16 protein-coding genes and 1 pseudogene are annotated in these 17,779 nt (G+C 69.9%); 10 read left to right on the forward strand and 7 right to left on the reverse strand.

Annotated features, from left to right (window positions below):
• Window positions 1–879, reverse strand: an 879-nt coding sequence (locus ABT232_RS27370; protein ID WP_351844564.1) for an FG-GAP repeat domain-containing protein, incomplete at its 3' end; no start/stop codon positions are given.
• Window positions 880–1,030: 151 nt separating this feature from the next.
• Here ABT232_RS27370 and ABT232_RS27375 point away from each other — a divergent pair.
• From ABT232_RS27375 to ABT232_RS27385, 3 genes are all read left to right on the forward strand, one after another.
• Entirely contained in the window at window positions 1,031–1,567 is a 537-nt protein-coding gene (locus tag ABT232_RS27375; protein ID WP_351844566.1) for a hypothetical protein, read from the forward strand.
• A gap of 28 nt (window positions 1,568–1,595) precedes the next feature.
• The gene (locus ABT232_RS27380) at window positions 1,596–1,946 is read left to right on the forward strand and encodes an antibiotic biosynthesis monooxygenase family protein (protein WP_351844568.1); all 351 of its coding nucleotides are present in this window, start codon (window positions 1,596–1,598) and stop codon (window positions 1,944–1,946) included.
• A 72-nt stretch (window positions 1,947–2,018) separates the two neighbouring features.
• The gene (locus ABT232_RS27385; protein ID WP_351844571.1) at window positions 2,019–2,534 is read left to right on the forward strand and encodes a hypothetical protein; all 516 of its coding nucleotides are present in this window, start codon (window positions 2,019–2,021) and stop codon (window positions 2,532–2,534) included.
• A gap of 1 nt (window position 2,535) precedes the next feature.
• Here ABT232_RS27385 and ABT232_RS27390 read toward each other — a convergent pair whose 3' ends face one another.
• Both ABT232_RS27390 and ABT232_RS27395 read right to left on the reverse strand, forming a co-directional pair.
• Complete coding sequence (locus tag ABT232_RS27390) at window positions 2,536–3,078, reverse strand: GntR family transcriptional regulator (protein WP_351844573.1); 543 nt, start codon at window positions 3,076–3,078, stop codon at window positions 2,536–2,538.
• Window positions 3,075–3,344 (reverse strand): GntR family transcriptional regulator, encoded by a 270-nt coding sequence (locus ABT232_RS27395; RefSeq protein WP_351844575.1) that lies wholly within the window; start codon window positions 3,342–3,344, stop codon window positions 3,075–3,077. The genes ABT232_RS27390 and ABT232_RS27395 overlap by 4 nt, the downstream gene beginning before the upstream one ends.
• Before the next feature lie 129 nt (window positions 3,345–3,473).
• Here ABT232_RS27395 and ABT232_RS27400 point away from each other — a divergent pair, with 129 nt between their 5' ends.
• Both ABT232_RS27400 and ABT232_RS27405 read left to right on the forward strand, forming a co-directional pair.
• Window positions 3,474–3,716 carry a hypothetical protein gene (locus tag ABT232_RS27400; RefSeq protein WP_351844577.1) on the forward strand — a complete coding sequence of 81 codons (243 nt, stop codon included), beginning with the start codon at window positions 3,474–3,476 and terminating at the stop codon, window positions 3,714–3,716.
• Window positions 3,716–4,024, forward strand: a complete 309-nt coding sequence (locus ABT232_RS27405) for a hypothetical protein (RefSeq protein ID WP_351844579.1) — start codon at window positions 3,716–3,718, stop codon at window positions 4,022–4,024. Before ABT232_RS27400 ends, ABT232_RS27405 begins: the two co-directional genes overlap by 1 nt.
• 70 nt (window positions 4,025–4,094) lie before the next feature.
• Here the strand turns inward: ABT232_RS27405 and ABT232_RS27410 are convergent, their stop codons facing one another.
• Window positions 4,095–6,377 carry a (Fe-S)-binding protein gene (locus tag ABT232_RS27410; RefSeq protein WP_351844581.1) on the reverse strand — a complete coding sequence of 761 codons (2,283 nt, stop codon included), beginning with the start codon at window positions 6,375–6,377 and terminating at the stop codon, window positions 4,095–4,097.
• Between the two features lie 313 nt (window positions 6,378–6,690).
• Between ABT232_RS27410 and dnaK the strand changes: the two genes are divergently transcribed.
• Genes dnaK through ABT232_RS27430 form a run of 4 tightly spaced genes read left to right on the forward strand, consistent with a single transcriptional unit; the run spans window position 6,691 to window position 10,861 of the window.
• On the forward strand, window positions 6,691–8,538 hold the full coding sequence (dnaK, locus tag ABT232_RS27415) for a molecular chaperone DnaK (protein ID WP_351844583.1): 1,848 nt from the start codon (window positions 6,691–6,693) through the stop codon (window positions 8,536–8,538).
• The gene (gene grpE / locus ABT232_RS27420; RefSeq protein WP_351844585.1) at window positions 8,535–9,194 is read left to right on the forward strand and encodes a nucleotide exchange factor GrpE; all 660 of its coding nucleotides are present in this window, start codon (window positions 8,535–8,537) and stop codon (window positions 9,192–9,194) included. The genes dnaK and grpE overlap by 4 nt, the downstream gene beginning before the upstream one ends.
• 36 nt (window positions 9,195–9,230) lie before the next feature.
• A complete protein-coding gene (gene dnaJ / locus ABT232_RS27425; RefSeq protein WP_351844587.1) occupies window positions 9,231–10,403 on the forward strand; it encodes a molecular chaperone DnaJ in 1,173 nt (390 codons plus the stop codon).
• Window positions 10,404–10,408: 5 nt separating this feature from the next.
• Window positions 10,409–10,861 (forward strand): heat shock protein transcriptional repressor HspR, encoded by a 453-nt coding sequence (locus ABT232_RS27430; RefSeq protein WP_351844589.1) that lies wholly within the window; start codon window positions 10,409–10,411, stop codon window positions 10,859–10,861.
• A gap of 79 nt (window positions 10,862–10,940) precedes the next feature.
• On the opposite strand, the gene ABT232_RS27435 is transcribed toward ABT232_RS27430, so the two are convergent.
• The 3 genes and pseudogenes from ABT232_RS27435 to ABT232_RS27445 form a co-directional block, all read right to left on the reverse strand.
• On the reverse strand, window positions 10,941–12,884 hold the full coding sequence (locus ABT232_RS27435) for a fibronectin type III domain-containing protein (protein ID WP_351844591.1): 1,944 nt from the start codon (window positions 12,882–12,884) through the stop codon (window positions 10,941–10,943).
• A 693-nt stretch (window positions 12,885–13,577) separates the two neighbouring features.
• Window positions 13,578–14,388 (reverse strand): annotated as a pseudogene (locus ABT232_RS27440) (PA14 domain-containing protein); the annotation flags it as partial.
• Window positions 14,389–14,390: 2 nt separating this feature from the next.
• On the reverse strand, window positions 14,391–16,418 hold the full coding sequence (locus ABT232_RS27445; protein ID WP_351844593.1) for a fibronectin type III domain-containing protein: 2,028 nt from the start codon (window positions 16,416–16,418) through the stop codon (window positions 14,391–14,393).
• 217 nt (window positions 16,419–16,635) lie between these two features.
• Here ABT232_RS27445 and ABT232_RS27450 point away from each other — a divergent pair, with 217 nt between their 5' ends.
• Complete coding sequence (locus ABT232_RS27450) at window positions 16,636–17,745, forward strand: substrate-binding domain-containing protein (RefSeq protein WP_351844595.1); 1,110 nt, start codon at window positions 16,636–16,638, stop codon at window positions 17,743–17,745.
• Window positions 17,746–17,779 lie beyond the last annotated feature (34 nt).

A 17,779-nucleotide genomic window follows, 5' to 3' on the forward strand; every position in this document is an offset into this window, starting at 1 on the left:
CATCGCTCCGACCGCCGCGTCCAGCGCCTTGCCCTTGCCGAAGCGGCCCAGGGCGACATCGATGCCGGAGGGCAGGGTGACGCCGGTCCGGTCCGGCCCGGCGGGCCCGCCGAGGACCACGGCCGACGGTCCGGCGCTCTCCGTCGTACGGACGACGAGGTCGTCGTAGCCGTCGCGGTCGACGTCGGCGGACGGCCCCGTGGGGACGTTGCCGGGCACCGCGATCGGCGAACCCGCGCTCTTGGGGGCACCCTTACGGCTGAAGGGGCCCCGCAGATAGCTGACCTGCTGCTCGGAGGCGTGAACGACGAGGTCCTGTGCGCCGTCGCCGTCGAAGTCGCCGCAGACCGGCTGGTCGGGCCACTCGTTGCCGGCCCTGGCGCGGGCCGGGATGACCAGCTTCACGGCACGCCCGGTCAGTCCCTCCGGAGAGCCGAACAGCAGTTGGAGCGGCACGGGCGGCTGCCCCTGCCCGTCGTACGGCGGGTCGGTGGACACCACGAGGTCGGTGAAGCCGTCCCCGTCGAGATCGCAGCTCGCCTCGGCGTCGAAGACGGCGGGCAACTGTCCGTCCGTACGCGCGCCCCGCGCCACCGGGCTGATCAACTGCCGGGCGCCCGGCGTGAGTCCGCGCGGTCCGCCGCCGTAGACGACGCCGATGCCCGCGTCGTCGGCGTGGCTCTGCTGCTTGACCAGGTCGTTCAGGACGAGGTCCCGTCGGCCGTCCCCGTTGAAGTCGTCCGGGACCTCGCTGCCGTCACCGCGCGGCACGGGCAGCAGGGGCACGGCCTCGGCCGCCTTCCGCGTGGGCGGTGCCTGGTGCCCGGCGGGGGCGGTGGGGCCGCAGGCGGTGAGGAGCAGGACGCCGGTCACAACCATCCCGGCACCTCGCATACGCATCGCTCACCTCGTCCGCCTCGCTCACTACGACTGAGTAATGATGCACGCGTTCGAGAAGGGGGGACACCCCTGGGAGTGGAGAGGTCGCGAACCGGGTGTCCGAAGGGAGCGGGACCCCTACTCTGTCGCCGTGGACGACGACCAGCGCCTACTCGATTTGTTCCATGCCCTGGACCGCCTCCCCGGTCCCGAACACCTGCACTATCCCGACGAGTTCGACTATCACCGGGGCAAGGTGCGGGCCATCCGGCTCAGGCAGCGGCTGAACAGCGAGTTCGGAGGCACCTGCCGACTGGACGACCAGGTCCTGGACGCCTCCTACTCCTTCGCCCTGCGCTTCCCGCCGCGGATCACCGAAGCCGGCGAGTGGATCGTGGTGCGGCTCAGCAACTACGGCGACCTCGCCGTGGTGATGACCCCGCGGCCCGACAGCCACCCGAGCCTCGACGCGGCGGTCGCGGACGGCAAGTTGTCCGAAACGGACCGCCGCCGCATCGAGACCGCCCTCGCGGACATGGGCTACGAACAGGTGCCGCTGCGGCTGCTCCAGCTCCCCTACGACGGCGTGACCTGGCTGGCGAGCGGCGAACCCGGCCCTCTCGTGTCGAGCTACGGGCCCTACGAGGGCGAGCCGACGTGGTGGACGAGGTTCTTCGAATACCTGTAGGCCGCGTGCCGTCCGGCAGGATGGGGTCATGAGCGTAGTCAAGATCAACGTCCTGACGGTTCCCGCCGAGCAGCGGGAGACCCTGGAGAAGCGGTTCGCCTCCCGCGCCCACGCGGTGGAGAACTCCGACGGCTTCGAGTGGTTCGAACTCCTCCGGCCCGTCGAGGGCACCGACACCTACCTGGTGTACACGCGCTGGAGGGACGAGGAGTCCTTCCAGGCGTGGATGGAGGGCCCGATGAAGGCGGCACACCAGGGCACCTCCGGCGGCGAGCGGGGTGAGCGCGGCGAGAGCGGCGAGCGCCCGAAGCCGGCGGCCTCCGGCTCCACCCTGTGGTCCTTCGAGGTGGTGCAGCAGGCGGGGCCGAAGGGCGAGTGAGCGCAGTCCGGGGAAGGGGCTCCTTCCCCGGACGCTCGAACGCCCGGACGCCCGGTCCCTTAGGTTGAACCCATGGGCTTCCTCGACAAGTTGACCGGAACCAGGCACCCCGCCGACGGGGTCGCGCCGGGCTCGGCGGGGCAGGTGCGGGCGGCGCTGCTCGGCTGCAACCGGGCCGACGCGCCGTACGTCATCCGCAACGGCGCCGCGCCGGACTCCGCCGATCTGGTCGCGGAGTGGCGGATGACGGAGCCGGCCTGGGAGAACTTCTTCGTCCAGTCGCAGCTGACGCGGGCGGTACGGATCCGGATGCGGCTCGTCGAAGCGGACCGCGAGGTGCGTGTGGTCGAGGAGACGCGGGAGGTCACACGCGTCGGCGACCCGCCGCGGCTCAAGATCTCCGCCCAGTACTCCCGCGGCCCGGACCGCACCGTCACCCGCCACTGGACCGTCCAGCGCGGAGCCGACGGCGCGCTGGAGACGACGGAGACCTTCCGCTTCGACAGCGCCGAACTGCGCGAGCCGCTGCGGAACGCGGTGCTGGCGCTCGGCTGGACGTGGCGGGGCGTGGTGTTCGGCAGGCTGTGAGTCAGCCGAGTCTGATCTCGTAGCGCAGCCGCTGTCGCAGCGCCGGCATCACCATGCGGTCGACCTGGATCGGGCGGTCCTCGGCGGTCAGGGTGAGCCTGGTGAGCCGTAGGACCGGTTCCGCGGGTGCCGTCCGCAGGGCTTGCCGTTCCTCCGGCGTCGGCATGTCCGCGGTCACGTCCTCGCGGACGACGGCGCCGACATGGCCCAGGCTCGCCAGCAGCGTTACGGCGCCGCCCCGGATCCTGGCGGTACCGGCGAGGGCCGTACCGGTGGCGATCTCGGCGGGGTAGTAGGTGTCGGTCAGTTCGTTCGGCTCGTCGTCGAGGAGGATCAGGCGGCGGCGTACGACGACCGGCTCGCCCTCCGCGACGCGCAGCAGGCCGGCGACCTCCGCCGGGGCGGGGACTTCGCCGGCATGCAGGATGCGCTGCGTACCGCGTCGGCCCTGGGCGGCGGCCTCGGCGCTCCAGGCGTCGGCCTGCTCGTCCTTACGGGGCGTCACGTACGGCAGTGACGCGCTGACCCACCTGCTGGTGTTCATTCCTCCGGAGGGCGTTGGGCGACGAATGAGCCCAGGCCCGGCTCGGTGTAGATGAGCCCTTCCTTGCGGAGGTTCTGGAGGACCTTCTGCGCCGTCGCCGTGGCGATCCCGAACTCGGCGATGATCTGCATGACCGACGGCACCCGGGTGCGCGGTGGGTATGTCCCGTCCTCGATCCGGCCGCGGATGACTTCGGCGACCTGGCGCCAGCGTGGGATGTCCGGTGCGAACTGCATCACCACGCCACCATGCCCGACTGGGTACATCAGTGCGATCCTTAGTGAACCCTAGTACACCATAGTTGCCCCGCTACAGTGGGCGATGAAAGAACCCCCGCGACGGGTGGAGCCGTCCGGGGGCATGGCCATCAGCACTCGTGAATGAAACCTGACGACGTGACCGACCTTATCCGCCACCTCGCCGCCTGGCTGGGTCTTCTGCGCGAGGAGCGACTGGCGCCCGTGTTCCCCGCGCCTTCCGCTCCGCAGCCGGAGCCGCTGCCGCCTCTCCCTCTCCACCGCAGCCCCTACGGCCTCGACACCCCCCTCGACGGCGCCGCCACCGTCGCCGTGCGGCCGTATCTCGTGCTCCACGAGCTGCGGCAGGGGTGGGCCGAGTCCGTGAGGGAGGTGGCCTGATGGGGGCTGACGACGAAGCGGTCGGGGCGGTCCGGCGGGACATCAGGCTGCTGCCCTGGGCGAGTCCCGAAGGCAAGCCGAGCTATCTGATCAGCGATGACCGCGGGGGACCCCTGTCCCGCCTGGCCGACCTCACGGAGGACGTCCAGCTGGGCATGGGCGCCCAGATGCTCGCCCACGCGCACGGCATCCTTCCGCACACCCCCGCCGGTGAGCTGAAGTTCCTCGCCGAGCGGCTGGCCGAGGCTCTTCAGGACGCCCTGCGTATCGCCGAGAGCCGTGGGCTGCGGCTGGGCGGGCGGGAGTGAGCGGCGGGAACGCCGACGCCCCCATGTCCGCGAGGGGCATGGGGGCGTCGGTACGGCAGTGACGTGACGGTTACTTCACCGGCTCCGGCTCCGGCGCGCTCTCCGTCTCCGCGGCGTCCTCGGGGTCGGCCGGGGTCTTGACCGAGTCCAGGAGGAGCTGGGCGACGTCGACGACCTGGATCGACTCCTTCGCCTTGCCGTCGTTCTTCTTGCCGTTGACCGAGTCGGTCAGCATGACGAGGCAGAACGGGCAGGCGGTGGAGACGATGTCGGGGTTCACCGACAGGGCCTCGTCGACGCGCTCGTTGTTGATGCGCTTGCCGATGCGCTCTTCCATCCACATCCGCGCGCCACCCGCGCCGCAGCAGAAGCCCCGCTCCTTGTGGCGGTGCATCTCCTCGTTGCGCAGGCCGGGGACCTTGCCGATGATCTCGCGCGGAGGCGTGTAGATCTTGTTGTGGCGGCCCAGGTAGCACGGGTCGTGGTAGGTGATGATGCCCTCGACCGGGGTCACCGGGATCAGCTTGCCCTCGTCGACGAGGTGCTGGAGCAGCTGGGTGTGGTGGATGACCTCGTAGTCGCCGCCGAGCTGCGGGTACTCGTTGCCGAGGGTGTTGAGGCAGTGTGGGCAGGTCGCGACGATCTTCTTCGCCGACTTCGGCTTCGCGGACTCGGGGACGACCTTGCCCTCGTCGTCCAGCTCCTCGCCGAACGCCGTGTTCAGGGCCATCACGTTCTCCATGCCCAGCTCCTGGAACAACGGCTCGTTGCCCAGGCGGCGGGCGGAGTCACCCGTGCACTTCTCGTCGCCGCCCATGATCGCGAACTTGACGCCCGCGATGTGGAGGAGTTCCGCGAAGGCCTTGGTGGTCTTCTTGGCGCGGTCCTCCAGGGCGCCGGCGCAGCCGACCCAGTACAGGTACTCGACCTCGGACAGGTCCTCGATGTCCTTGCCGACGACCGGGACCTCGAAGTCGACCTCCTTGAGCCACTCCAGGCGCTGCTTCTTCGCCAGGCCCCAGGGGTTGCCCTTCTTCTCCAGGTTCTTGAGCATCGTGCCCGCCTCGGACGGGAACGCAGACTCGATCATGACCTGGTAGCGGCGCATGTCGACGATGTGGTCGATGTGCTCGATGTCCACCGGGCACTGCTCGACGCAGGCGCCGCAGGTGGTGCAGGACCACAGGACGTCCGGGTCGATGACGCCGTTCTCCTCGGCGGTGCCGATCAGCGGGCGCTCGGCCTCGGCGAGGGCGGCGGCCGGGACGTCCTTCAGCTGCTCCTCGGACGCCTTCTCCTCGCCCTCCATGGTCTTGCCGCCACCCGCGAGCAGGTACGGCGCCTTGGCGTGGGCGTGGTCGCGCAGCGACATGATCAGCAGCTTGGGGGAGAGCGGCTTGCCGGTGTTCCACGCGGGGCACTGCGACTGGCAGCGGCCGCACTCGGTGCAGGTGGAGAAGTCGAGCAGGCCCTTCCAGGAGAACTGCTCGACCTGGGAGACGCCGAAGACGTCGTCGTCGCCCGGGTCCTCGAAGTTGATCGGCTTGCCGCCCGAGGTCATGGGCTGGAGCGCGCCGAGGGCGGTCCCGCCGGTCGCCTCGCGCTTGAACCAGATGTTCGGGAACGCCAGGAAGCGGTGCCAGGCCACGCCCATGTTGGTGTTCAGCGAGACCACGATCATCCAGATGAAGGACGTCGAGATCTTGATCATCGCGAACAGGTAGACCAGGTTCTGCAGCGTCGCGACGCTCAGCCCCTCGAAGGCGAGCACCAGCGGGTACGAGGCGAAGTAGCCGGCCTCGTAGTGGTCGACGTGGTGCAGTGCGCCTTCCAGGCCGCGCAGCACGTAGATGGCGAGGCCGATGGTGAGGATGACGTACTCGACGAAGTACGCCTGGCCGGCCTTGGAGCCCGCGAAGCGGGACTTGCGGCCGGGGCGCGAGGGCAGGCTCAGCAGCCGGATGACGATGAGGACGGCGATGCCGAGGATCGTCATCACGCCGATGAACTCGATGTACAGCTCGAACGGCAGGAACTCGCCGATGACCGGCAGCACCCAGTCCGCCTGGAAGAGCTGGCCGAACGCCTGGGCCAGGGTCGGCGGCAGCGTCAGGAAGCCGACGGCCACGAACCAGTGGGCGACACCGACGATGCCCCAGCGGTTCATCCGGGTGTGCCCGAGGAACTCGCGGACCAGGGTCACGCTGCGCTGGTAGGGGTTGTCGGTCCGGGTGCCTGCCGGGACCGGCTGGCCCAGCTTGAAGTACCTGACGAACTGGCCGATCGCGCGTGCGAGCAGCGCAACGCCGACCACGGTCAGGACCAGCGACACGATGATCGCGGCGAGTTGCATGAGGGGCTCCTCGGGCCTGCCAGGGAGATTACTGAGCGGTAGCTTATGCAGTCCGTCTGAGACTACCCGTATCTTCCGCCGCACTGTAGCCGGGCGCGAGGTGATCTGAGTCGCTGAGGGTTGCCTCACCGGCGCCAGGCGGTTTGTGCTGAATGTCCGCTTGGGCTCTACCCTAGTGACGGCCTGCCCCGAACGGTGTTGCGCGTAAGGAGCGGATAAGAGTTGAGCCGCCCTGACTCAGGTCTGTTGACCCGGCGGCGAGCGTCATGCACACTTGAGCCTGTTCCACTCAAGTCAGCTGGAGGAATCAACCATGGCACGTGCGGTCGGCATCGACCTGGGCACGACTAACTCCGTCGTCAGCGTTCTGGAGGGCGGCGAGCCCACCGTCATCACCAACGCCGAGGGTGCCAGGACCACGCCGTCCGTCGTCGCCTTCGCCAAGAACGGCGAGGTGCTGGTCGGCGAGGTGGCCAAGCGCCAGGCTGTCACCAACGTCGACAGGACCATCCGGTCGGTCAAGCGCCACATGGGCACCGACTGGAAGATCGAGCTCGACGGCAAGCCCTTCAACCCGCAGCAGATCAGCGCCTTCGTGCTGCAGAAGCTGAAGCGGGACGCCGAGGCCTACCTGGGCGAGAAGGTGACCGACGCGGTCATCACCGTCCCGGCGTACTTCAACGACGCCGAGCGCCAGGCGACCAAGGAGGCCGGCGAGATCGCGGGCCTGAACGTGCTGCGCATCGTCAACGAGCCGACGGCCGCCGCCCTGGCGTACGGCCTCGACAAGGACGACCAGACGATCCTGGTCTTCGACCTCGGTGGCGGCACCTTCGACGTCTCGCTGCTGGAGATCGGCGACGGTGTCGTCGAGGTGAAGGCCACCAACGGTGACAACCACCTCGGTGGTGACGACTGGGACCAGCGCGTCGTCGACTACCTGGTCAAGCAGTTCCAGTCCGGTCACGGCGTGGACCTCTCCAAGGACAAGATGGCGCTCCAGCGCCTGCGCGAGGCCGCCGAGAAGGCGAAGATCGAGCTGTCCTCGTCCACCGAGACCTCGATCAACCTCCCCTACATCACCGCCTCCGCCGAGGGCCCCCTGCACCTCGACGAGAAGCTCACCCGCGCCCAGTTCCAGCAGCTGACCGCGGACCTGCTGGAGCGCTGCAAGACGCCGTTCCACAACGTCATCAAGGACGCCGGCATCGCCCTCGGCGAGATCGACCACGTCGTCCTCGTCGGCGGCTCCACCCGCATGCCCGCCGTCGCCGAGCTCGTCAAGGAGCTGACCGGCGGCAAGGAAGCCAACAAGGGTGTGAACCCGGACGAGGTCGTCGCCATCGGCGCCTCGCTCCAGGCCGGTGTCCTCAAGGGTGAGGTCAAGGACGTCCTGCTCCTCGACGTGACCCCGCTGTCCCTCGGCATCGAGACCAAGGGCGGCATCATGACCAAGCTCATCGAGCGGAACACGACCATCCCGACCAAGCGGTCGGAGATCTTCACGACGGCCGAGGACAACCAGCCGTCCGTGCAGATCCAGGTCTACCAGGGCGAGCGCGAGATCGCGGCCTACAACAAGAAGCTCGGCATGTTCGAGCTGACCGGTCTGCCCCCGGCGCCGCGCGGCATCCCGCAGATCGAGGTCTCCTTCGACATCGACGCCAACGGCATCATGCACGTGACCGCGAAGGACCTGGGCACGGGCAAGGAGCAGAAGATGACCGTCACCGGCGGCTCCTCGCTGCCGAAGGACGAGGTCGACCGCATGCGTGAGGAGGCCGAGCGCTACGCGGAGGAGGACCACAAGCGTCGCGAGGCCGCCGAGACCCGCAACCAGGGCGAGCAGCTCGTCTACCAGACCGAGAAGTTCCTCAAGGACAACGAGGACAAGGTCCCCGGCGAGATCAAGACCGAGGTCGAGGCCGCCGTCGCCGAGCTGAAGGAGACGCTCAAGGGCGAGGACACCGCCGAGATCCGCACCGCCACCGAGAAGGTCGCGGCCGTCTCGCAGAAGCTCGGCCAGGCGCTGTACGCCGACGCCCAGGGCGCGCAGGCCGCGGGTGCGGCCGGTGACGCCGGTGCCGGCGAGGCCAAGGCCGACGACGATGTCGTCGACGCCGAGATCGTGGACGACGAGCGCAAGGACGGTGCCGCGTGACGGAGGAGACCCCGGGCTTCGAGGAGAAGCCCGACGTCCCCTCCGGCGCCACCCCTGACGACGCCGAGCCGAAGGCCGCCGCCTCCTCCTCGGAGGAGGGGGCGGCCCCGGCCGGGGACGCGAACGAGACAGCGGGTCTGGTGGCCCAGCTGGACCAGGTGCGCACCGCACTGGGCGAGCGCACCGCCGACCTCCAGCGGCTTCAGGCCGAGTACCAGAACTACCGCCGCCGGGTCGAGCGCGACCGGATCGCGGTCAAGGAGATCGCCATCGCGAACCTCCTGACCGAGCTGCTGCCCGTGCTCGACGACATCGGTCGCGCGCGGGAGCACGGCGAGCTCGTCGGCGGCTTCAAGTCGGTGGCGGAGTCGCTGGAGACCGTCGCGGCCAAGATGGGCCTGCAGCAGTTCGGCAAGGAGGGCGAGCCCTTCGACCCGACCATCCACGAGGCCCTGATGCACTCGTACGCGCCGGACGTCACGGAGACGACCTGCGTCGCGATCCTCCAGCCGGGGTATCGCATCGGCGAGCGCACCATCCGCCCCGCGCGGGTCGCCGTCGCCGAGCCCCAGCCGGGCGCGCAGACGGTCAAGGCCGAAGGCGCCGACGAGAAGCCGGCGGGCGAGGAGAAGGACAACAGCTCTGAAGAGGGCTGACGTGTCGGATGTGAGCGGAGAGGAGGGACGTCGAGGATGAGCACCAAGGACTTCATCGAGAAGGACTACTACAAGGTCCTCGGCGTCCCCAAGGACGCCACCGAGGCCGAGATCAAGAAGGCGTACCGGAAGCTCGCCCGCGAGTTCCACCCGGACGCCAACAAGGGCAACGCCAAGGCCGAGGAACGCTTCAAGGAGATCTCCGAGGCGAACGACGTCCTCGGCGACCCCAAGAAGCGCAAGGAGTACGACGACGCCCGCGCCCTCTTCGGCAACGGCGGCTTCCGGCCCGGCCCCGGCGCCGGCGGCGGCTCGTTCAACTTCGACCTGGGTGACCTCTTCGGAGGCGCCCAGGGCGGGGCGGGCGGCGGCTTCGGCGGCGGACTCGGCGACGTCTTCGGGGGCCTGTTCAACCGGGGCGGCACCGGCACCACGCGCACCCAGCCGCGGCGCGGCCAGGACATCGAGTCCGAGGTCACCCTGAGCTTCACCGAGGCGATCGAGGGCGCCACCGTCCCGCTGCGGATGTCCTCGCAGGCGCCGTGCAAGGCCTGCTCCGGCACCGGCGACCAGAACGGCACACCGCGCGTGTGCCCGACCTGCGTCGGCACCGGCCAGGTGGCGCGCGGCTCCGGCGGTGGCTTCTCGCTCACCGACCCCTGCCCGGGCTGCAAGGGCCGCGGCCTGATCGCGGAGACCCCCTGCGAGATCTGCAAGGGCAGCGGCCGGGCGAAGTCCTCGCGGACCATGCAGGTGCGCATCCCGGCCGGGGTGAGCGACGGGCAGCGCATCCGGTTGCGTGGCAAGGGCGCGCCGGGCGAGCGCGGCGGCCCGGCGGGCGACCTGTACGTGGTGGTGCACGTCGACGCCCACCCCGTCTTCGGCCGCAAGGACGACAACCTCACCGTGACCGTCCCCGTGACGTTCACGGAGGCCGCCCTCGGCGGCGAGGTCCGCGTCCCGACCCTGGGCGGACCGGCGGTCACGCTGAAGCTGCCGCCGGGCACACCCAACGGACGCACGATGCGCGCCCGCGGCAAGGGCGCGGTCCGCAAGGACGGCACCCGCGGGGACCTGCTGGTCACCGTCGAGGTGAGTGTTCCGGCGGACTTGTCGGGGAAGGCTCGTGACGCACTTGAGGCGTATCGCGAGGCGACCGCGGGCGAGGACCCGCGGGCGGAGCTGTTCCAGGCCGCGAAGGGAGCATGAGTCAGATGGACGGCCGTCGACGCAATCCGTATGAACTGACGGAGGAGACTCCGGTCTACGTCATCTCGGTGGCGGCCCAGCTGTCCGGCCTGCACCCGCAGACGCTGCGCCAGTACGACCGCCTGGGCCTGGTGTCCCCGGACCGCACCGCCGGCCGGGGCCGCCGCTACTCGGCCCGCGACATCGAACTGCTCCGCCAGGTGCAGCAGCTGTCGCAGGACGAGGGCATCAACCTCGCGGGCATCAAGCGGATCATCGAACTGGAGAACCAGGTCGCGGCGCTCCAGTCCCGGGTGGCCGAGATGGAGGCCGCGCTCGACGGCGCGGCGGCGGCCATGCGCCAGCGCGAGGCCGCCGTGCACGCCTCGTACCGCCGCGACCTGGTGCCGTACCAGGAGGTGCAGCAGACCAGCGCGCTGGTGGTGTGGCGGCCGAAGCGGCAGCAGCAGTCGGACTGACGTACGGCCGCGAATGTTCGAGGGGCCCGGAGGACACGTTCCTCCGGGCCCCTCGCTCGTCACCCGCTGTCCGGCCGGATCACGCGACCTTGAAGGAGACGCTGGTGAACGGGCCGGTGCGGCCGTAGACGTCCACCGCGGCCACTTCGAGCGTGTACAGGCCCCGTGCCGGAGGCTTCCAGGTGATCGGCGACTGGTCGGTGCCGAACCAGCCGGAGTCGACCGGACCCACGAAGCGGTAGAGGTAGCCGGAGAGCAGCCGCTCGTGCTCCAGCGTCACCGTGAGCGTGACCCCGGTGCCGCCATGTGCCACGCAGTCGTTCGCCGTGCACTCGGTGTACGGCGCAGACAGCGTGATCGTCGGCGGCTCGGGAGCGGTCGGCGTGGCCGGGGTCTCCCGCAGCACCCGCACCACCTCCGAGGGCGCCGACTCGCGGCCCTGGGCGTCGAGGGCGACGACGTAGTAGTCGGTGATCCCGTCCGCCGCCTCGGTGTCCTCGTAGCGGTACGCGGTGGTGGGGCGGTCGCCGAGGCGGGTCCAGGCCGCGGTGTCGGTGGTGCGGCGGTAGACGCGGTAGCCGGACGGATAGCCGGCGTTCACGGGGCCCCAGGTCAGCTCCGTGCCGCCGTCACGCGGAGTGCCGGTGACACCCGTGGGCGCCGACGCGGTGCCGGGAGCCGGCCGGGTGGCGGTGACCGGGTCGGAGACGGGGCCGAGGTTGCCGAACCAGTCGACCGCCTGGACGCGGTACGTGAGCGCGGCACCGGTGTCCGCGAGCGCGTCGTGGTAGGAGAGGCCGTAGACGGTCCGCGGACCGTCCGGGTCCGAACCGCCCTCGGGCGCCGTCCACACCTCGTAGTGGTGGACGTCGGCGGACGGGGCCTGCCAGCGCACCGCGTTGCCCGCCGTGGTGCCCTCCACGGTCACGCCGGTGACCTGGGCGGGCGGGGTGGTGTCGGGTGCGCCGGTGTCACGGGTGGCCGGGGCCGACTCGTTGCCCGCCGGGTCCAGGGCGGTGACGCGGTAGTACAGCCGCTGGGTGAGGTCGGCCGAGGTGTCCCGGTACCAGGCGCTGTCGAGAGCGTCGGCGATCCGGGTGAACGGCCCATCCGGCGCGGTCGCACGGTAGACGCGGTAGGTGTGCAGGGCGTCGGCGGTGTCCCAGCCGAGACTCACCGAACCCGGGACCACCTTGGCGTAGAGCCCGGTCGGAGCGGCGGGCGCGGTGCGGTCGGGGGTGGTGACCGGCTGGTCCGCCGTCCCCGCCGACACATTGCCCGCCTTGTCGGCGGCGCGGACCTCGTAGTAGTAGGTCTCGCCGGTCGCGGGCGGGGTGTCGGTGTACGTGGTGGCGGTGGTCGTGGCCAGCGGGGCCGTGGGGTACGCCTGGCCCTTGAGCCGCCGGTAGACGCGGTAGCCCGCGAGGTCCATCTCCTTGTTCTTGGACCAGGTGAGCTTGGCCGCGCCGGTGGTGGCGTCGTAGGTGACGACCGAGCCGGTCGGGGTGAGCGGCTTGACCTTGTCGACGGTGGCCGACGTCCGCGGGGTGTAGGCGAACTTGACGTTCGCGGTGCCGGTCCAGTTGACGAAGTCGACGCGCAGGGTGTGCTTGCCGCTGGGGACGGTGACGTTGACCGTCTGCTTGGCGGTGGTGGAGACGTTCTTCCACAGGTCGATCTTGCGGACGCCGTCGAGGTGGACGCGTACGCCGTCCTGGGCGGAGGCCGAGAAGGTGAAGGGGCCGCCGGAGCCGAAGTCGCGGGTCACGGACCAGCGGACGCCGAAGTTGTTCGACGGGACACCGGCGATCGGTGCGCCGGTGCCCCAGTTCTGGTCGATCGCGCTGTCGCAGTCGGTCTTCTTCGGCGTACCGGAGAACGTCGTGTTCGCGAAGAACTCCCGCTTGAAGACGGGAGAGGTGCAGCTCACCGCCGCTGCGGCGGGTGCGGCGGTGGCGGTCAGTACTCCGCCTGCGGTGGCCAGCACCAGGGCGGTGGCGGTGGTGCGTCTGGCTGGGGTCATGAGGGCCTTCGGTCCTGTTCGGCGACGGAGTGGATCAGACGTCGCCGAACAGGACCGGAAGGAAGGGCAAATGGTTGTACGAACCTCAGCCGGCCGTCGGCTCGGCCGGCGTCAGGTCCAGCTCGGTGGCGACCACGACCGTGGCCTCGCCGGTCATCTCGAACCGGGAGTTCCAGTCGTCGTCCACGGCGTCGACGATGAAGCAGGACTCCTCGCCGTCCGGCACGGTCTCGTACCGGTACGAGGTGGTGTCGGCCGACACGTGGTAACCGGGGTAGAGCGAGCAGACCTGCTCCTCCTCGTCCCCCCACAGCTCGCCCCTGCGCACCACGTAGCGCGCCAGGTCCGGCGTCGGGTTGGGGTCCCAGCTGACGAAGAAGCCGTAGTCGGTGGGCTCGACCTTCACACCGGTGACGAGGGACGGCGGGGTGTTGTCCCCGCGCTCGCCGCTCGCGGCGACGGACCGCGTGGACTCGTTGCCGGCCGCGTCGAGAGCGGTCACCCGGTAGTGGGAGGTGGCCTCCTCGGGGGCCTTGGTGTCGAGGTACGACGGATGGTCGGTGGTGCCGACCGCGGTGTAGGTGCCGGTCTCGCTCGTCGCCCGGTACACCTTGTACGTCACCGCGCCCTCGACCGCGTCCCAGTTGAGCCGCAGCCCGTCGAAGTCGTCGGCCACGACGAGCCCCGTGGGAACGCCCGGTGCCGTCCTGTCCGCGGTGGTGACCAGCTGGTCGGCGCTGCCGCCGGACTCGTTGCCCGCCTTGTCGACGGCGCGGACCTCGTAGTAGTAGGCGGCGCCGGTCGCGGGTGGGGTGTCGGTGTAAGTCGTCGCGGTCGTGGCCGCCAGCGGAGTACTGGGGTACGCCTGGCCCTTCAGGCGGCGGTAGACGCGGTAGCCCGCGAGGTCCATCTCCTTGTTCTTGGACCAGGTGAGCTTGGCCGCGCCGGTGGTGGCGTCGTAGGTGACGACCGAGCCGGTCGGGGTGAGGGGCTTGACCTTGTCGACGGTGGCGGAGGTGCGCGGGGTGTAGGCGAACTTGACGTTCGCGGTGCCGGTCCAGTTGACGAAGTCGACGCGCAGGGTGTGCTTGCCGCTGGGGACGGTGACGTTGACCGTCTGCTTGGCGGTGGTGGAGACGTTCTTCCACAGGTCGATCTTGCGGACGCCGTCGAGGTAGACGCGTACGCCGTCCTGGGCGGAGGCCGAGAAGGTGAAGGGGCCGCCGGAGCCGAAGTCCCGGGTCACGGACCAGCGGACGCCGAAGTTGTTCGACGGGACACCGGAGACGGGCGCGCCCGTGCCCCAGTTCTGGTCGATCGCGCTGTCGCAGTCCGTCTTCTTCGGCGTACCGGAGAACGTCGTGTTCGCGAAGAACTCCCTCTTGAAGACGGGAGAGGTGCAGCTGACCGCCGCCGAAGCGGGCACGGCCGTCGCGACCGTGATCAGGCTGCCCGCGGTGGCCAGCACCAGGGCTGTCGCGGTCGTACGTATGGTGGCGTTCATGTTCAGGCTCCGCTCGGCGTGACGACGACGGGAGCGAGGCCGGAGAAGGACTCCGAGCCGTCCGCGGCGACGACCGAGATGACGTAGTAGCTGGTGGTGGCGGCCGGGGTGGCCGGGTCGGTGTAAGCGCGGGCGTCGGCGGTCAGCGGCAGATCCGTCAGCCGGACGTACTGGTCGCTCGCGCGGTCGAAGCGGTAGACGTGGAAGCCGGTGGCCTCGCAGCCGGTGCCGCAGGTCCACGACAGTGCGGCGAGGCCCGCCTGGTCGGCCTCGCCGGACAGGATCCACGCCGCGGTGTTCGGATGAGGCGTGTGGCCCGGGGTGAGGTAGAACTCGTTGACGCTCACGTTGGCGACCACATCGGCCGGGTAACCGGCCAGCGTGTACAAGGAGTTGTTCTCCTTGTCGATGGCGTCGACGAAGTAGACCCAGTTCTGGTCGTCGGGCACCTGTGCGTCGACGAACCGGGTGGTGCCGGGCGGCAGGGTGGCGATCCGCTCGTGGGTGAAGGTGTCGTTGGCGCTCGTGCCCCGGTACACCGCGTAGGAGGCCAGGCCCGGGTCGGGGCTCTCGTCCCACTCCAGGACCGTGCCGTACTCCGTGCTGGTGTGGTGCAGGCCGGTGACGGCGGCCGGGGGAGTGGTGTCGTACAGGCCACCGCTGTGCGTCTGCGACCGCACGGACTCCGTGCCGCCGTCGCCGAGGCTGGCGACCTGGTACCAGTAGTCGGTCTCCGGCGCCGCCGAGAAGTCGGTGCACGCGTAGCGCGTGTACGGGTCGTCGGCGGGGCCCACGTTCGACGGCTCGCAGTCGAACGACTCCGTCACGGGGTTCTCGGCGAAGCGCTCGGTGCGGTAGACGCGGTACCGCGTCGGCGCGTTCTTCGCCACCGTCCAGCGCAGCTCGACGCCGGTCTCGTCCTCGGTCGTGCGCACGCTGTCCAGGTACGGCACGGGCAGCGGACGGTCGAAGGCGAGGACCTGGGACTCGGCGGAGTTGCCGGCCGGGTCGGTCGCGGTGACGCGGTAGTAGGACGTCTTCCCGAACGGGGCGTCCGGGTCCGTCCATCCGCTGCCGCCTATACCGGAGCCGAGCTTGACCCACGGACCGGTGGGAGAGTCGGCGCGGTAGGTGGTGAGGCGCAGTCCGCCCTCGTCGGGACCGTCCCACTGGACGCTGACGCCGAACAGGTCGTGGTGGGTCGCTGTCAGCACCGGCGCCTTCGGCGGGGTGCGGTCGACGGTGGTGACCAGCTGGTCGGCGCTGCCGCCGGACTCGTTGCCCGCCTTGTCGACCGCGCGGACCTCGTAGTAGTACGCGGCGCCGGTCATCGGGAGGCCGGTGTCGGTGTACGTGGTGGCGGTGGTCGTGGCCAGCGGGGCGCCGGGGTAGGCCGCCCCCTTGAGCCGGCGGTAGACGCGGTAGCCCGCGAGGTCCATCTCCTTGTTCTTGGACCAGGTGAGCTTGGCCTTGCCGGTGGCCGTGTCGTACGACACCGCAGTGCCCGTCGGGGTGAGCGGCTTGACCTTGTCGACGGTGGCCGACGTCCGCGGGGTGTAGGCGAACTTGACGTTCGCGGTGCCGGTCCAGTTGACGAAGTCGACGCGCAGGGTGTGCCTGCCGGACGGGATCGTCACGTTGACCGTCTGCTTGGCGGTGGTGGAGACGTTCTTCCACAGGTCGATCTTGCGGACGCCGTCGAGGTAGACGCGTACGCCGTCCTGGGCGGAGGCGGCGAAGCTGAAGGGGCCGCCGGAGCCGAAGTCGCGGGTCACGGACCAGCGGACGCCGAAGTTGTTCGACGGGACGCCGGAGACGGGCGCGCCCGTGCCCCAGTTCTGGTCGATCGCGCTGTCGCAGTCCGTCTTCTTCGGAGTGCCCGAGAACGTCGTGTTCGCGAAGAACTGCCGCTTGAAGACGGGGGAGGTGCATGTGGTGGCCGCCGAGGCGGGGGTCGCGGCCGTGGTCAGCACTCCGCCTGCCGTGGCCAGCACCAGGGCGGTGGCGGTGGTGCGTCTGGCTGGGTTCATTCGGTCCTCTGGTCGGGATCCGCCCCCAGGAAGGGGGCCCTCCTGATCACGACTCACGTCGGCCGGGATTGGTTGTACGAGGTGAAGCGGAATGTGCTGTTGTCATCTCGTTAAGTAGTTTTGCTTGACGCTGGGGGCTGCCGCCGCGTTGGCTTTTCAGTCACATGGGTCGCAAGGCTGCGCCCACGTCCGGAAGACACCAGAAGTGAGCTCCTCCATGCGTCGTCGTATCGCCATATCCGTGGCCGCTTGCTCGTTGGCCCTGTCGCTCGCCGGTTGCGGCATGCTGAACGCGACGAGCGACGGCGGCGACGCGACCCCCACCAAGGGGAACGACCTCACGGTCGGGCTGCTGCTGCCGGAGAAGGCGAACACGCGGTACGAGAAGTTCGACTACCCCATCATCAAGGCGAAGGTGGCCGCGCTCACCGAGAACCGGGGCAAGGTCGAGTACGCCAACGCCGAGCAGAGCGCCGGCAAGCAGGCCCAGCAGCTCCAGCAGATGATCGACGACCAGGTCGACGTCATCCTGCTCGACGCGGTCGACTCGCACGCCATCGCCGGCAGTGTGACGAAGGCCAAGGACGCGGGCATTCCGGTCATCGCCTACGACCGGCTGGCCGAGGGCCCGATCGACGCGTACATCTCCTTCGACAACGAGCTGGTCGGCGAGGTGCAGGGACGTTCCCTCCTCGACGCGATGGGCCCGGAGCTCAGCAGCTCCGACAAGATCGTCATGATGAACGGGTCGCCGACCGACCCGAACGCCAAGCAGTTCAAGGCGGGCGCGCTGTCCGAGCTGACCGGCAAGGTGCAGATCGCGAAGAGCTACGACACCAAGGACTGGAAGCCGGAGAACGCCCAGTCCAACATGACCGAGGCGATCCAGAAGATCGGCGTGGGCAACATCGCCGGCGTCTACTCCGCCAACGACGGCATGGCCGCCGGTGTCATCGAGGCCCTCCGGGCCGCCGGGGTGACCAAGATGCCGCCGATCACCGGCCAGGACGCCGAGCTGGCGGCGGTGCAGCGGATCGTCGCCGGTCAGCAGTACATGAGCGTCTACAAGTCCTACCCGGCCGAGGCCGAGGCCGCCGCCGAGATGGCCGTCGCCAAGGTGCAGGGCAAGGACATCCAGTTCGACGCGCTGACCCGGGACCGGGTGGACAGCCCGACCGACAAGGGCATCCCGGCCCAGCTGGTGTCCGTGGTCGCGCTGACGCAGGACAACATCGAGCAGACCGTCGTCGCCGACGGCATCTACAAGGTGGCCGAGATCTGCACCGCCCCGTACCAGGCGGCCTGTGCGGAGCTGGGCCTCAAGTAGGACCCGGACGGCCCGTGCGGGCCGTTGTGAAGGG

Source organism: Streptomyces sp. NPDC001532 (assembly GCF_040298625.1).
GTDB lineage: Bacteria > Actinomycetota > Actinomycetes > Streptomycetales > Streptomycetaceae > Streptomyces.

Excerpts from the sequence above, each read along its gene's own strand:
- ABT232_RS27380 (WP_351844568.1), top strand. The coding sequence starts at position 1,596 with ATGAGCGTAGTCAAGATCAACGTCCTGACGGTTCCCGCCGAGCAGCGG.
- ABT232_RS27385 (WP_351844571.1), top strand. The coding sequence starts at position 2,019 with ATGGGCTTCCTCGACAAGTTGACCGGAACCAGGCACCCCGCCGACGGG.
- ABT232_RS27390 (WP_351844573.1), bottom strand. The coding sequence starts at position 3,078 with ATGAACACCAGCAGGTGGGTCAGCGCGTCACTGCCGTACGTGACGCCC.
- ABT232_RS27395 (WP_351844575.1), bottom strand. The coding sequence starts at position 3,344 with ATGTACCCAGTCGGGCATGGTGGCGTGGTGATGCAGTTCGCACCGGAC.
- ABT232_RS27405 (WP_351844579.1), top strand. The coding sequence starts at position 3,716 with ATGGGGGCTGACGACGAAGCGGTCGGGGCGGTCCGGCGGGACATCAGG.
- ABT232_RS27410 (WP_351844581.1), bottom strand. The coding sequence starts at position 6,377 with ATGCAACTCGCCGCGATCATCGTGTCGCTGGTCCTGACCGTGGTCGGC.
- dnaK (WP_351844583.1), top strand. The coding sequence starts at position 6,691 with ATGGCACGTGCGGTCGGCATCGACCTGGGCACGACTAACTCCGTCGTC.
- dnaJ (WP_351844587.1), top strand. The coding sequence starts at position 9,231 with ATGAGCACCAAGGACTTCATCGAGAAGGACTACTACAAGGTCCTCGGC.
- ABT232_RS27430 (WP_351844589.1), top strand. The coding sequence starts at position 10,409 with ATGGACGGCCGTCGACGCAATCCGTATGAACTGACGGAGGAGACTCCG.
- ABT232_RS27435 (WP_351844591.1), bottom strand. The coding sequence starts at position 12,884 with ATGACCCCAGCCAGACGCACCACCGCCACCGCCCTGGTGCTGGCCACC.
- ABT232_RS27445 (WP_351844593.1), bottom strand. The coding sequence starts at position 16,418 with ATGAACCCAGCCAGACGCACCACCGCCACCGCCCTGGTGCTGGCCACG.
- ABT232_RS27450 (WP_351844595.1), top strand. The coding sequence starts at position 16,636 with ATGCGTCGTCGTATCGCCATATCCGTGGCCGCTTGCTCGTTGGCCCTG.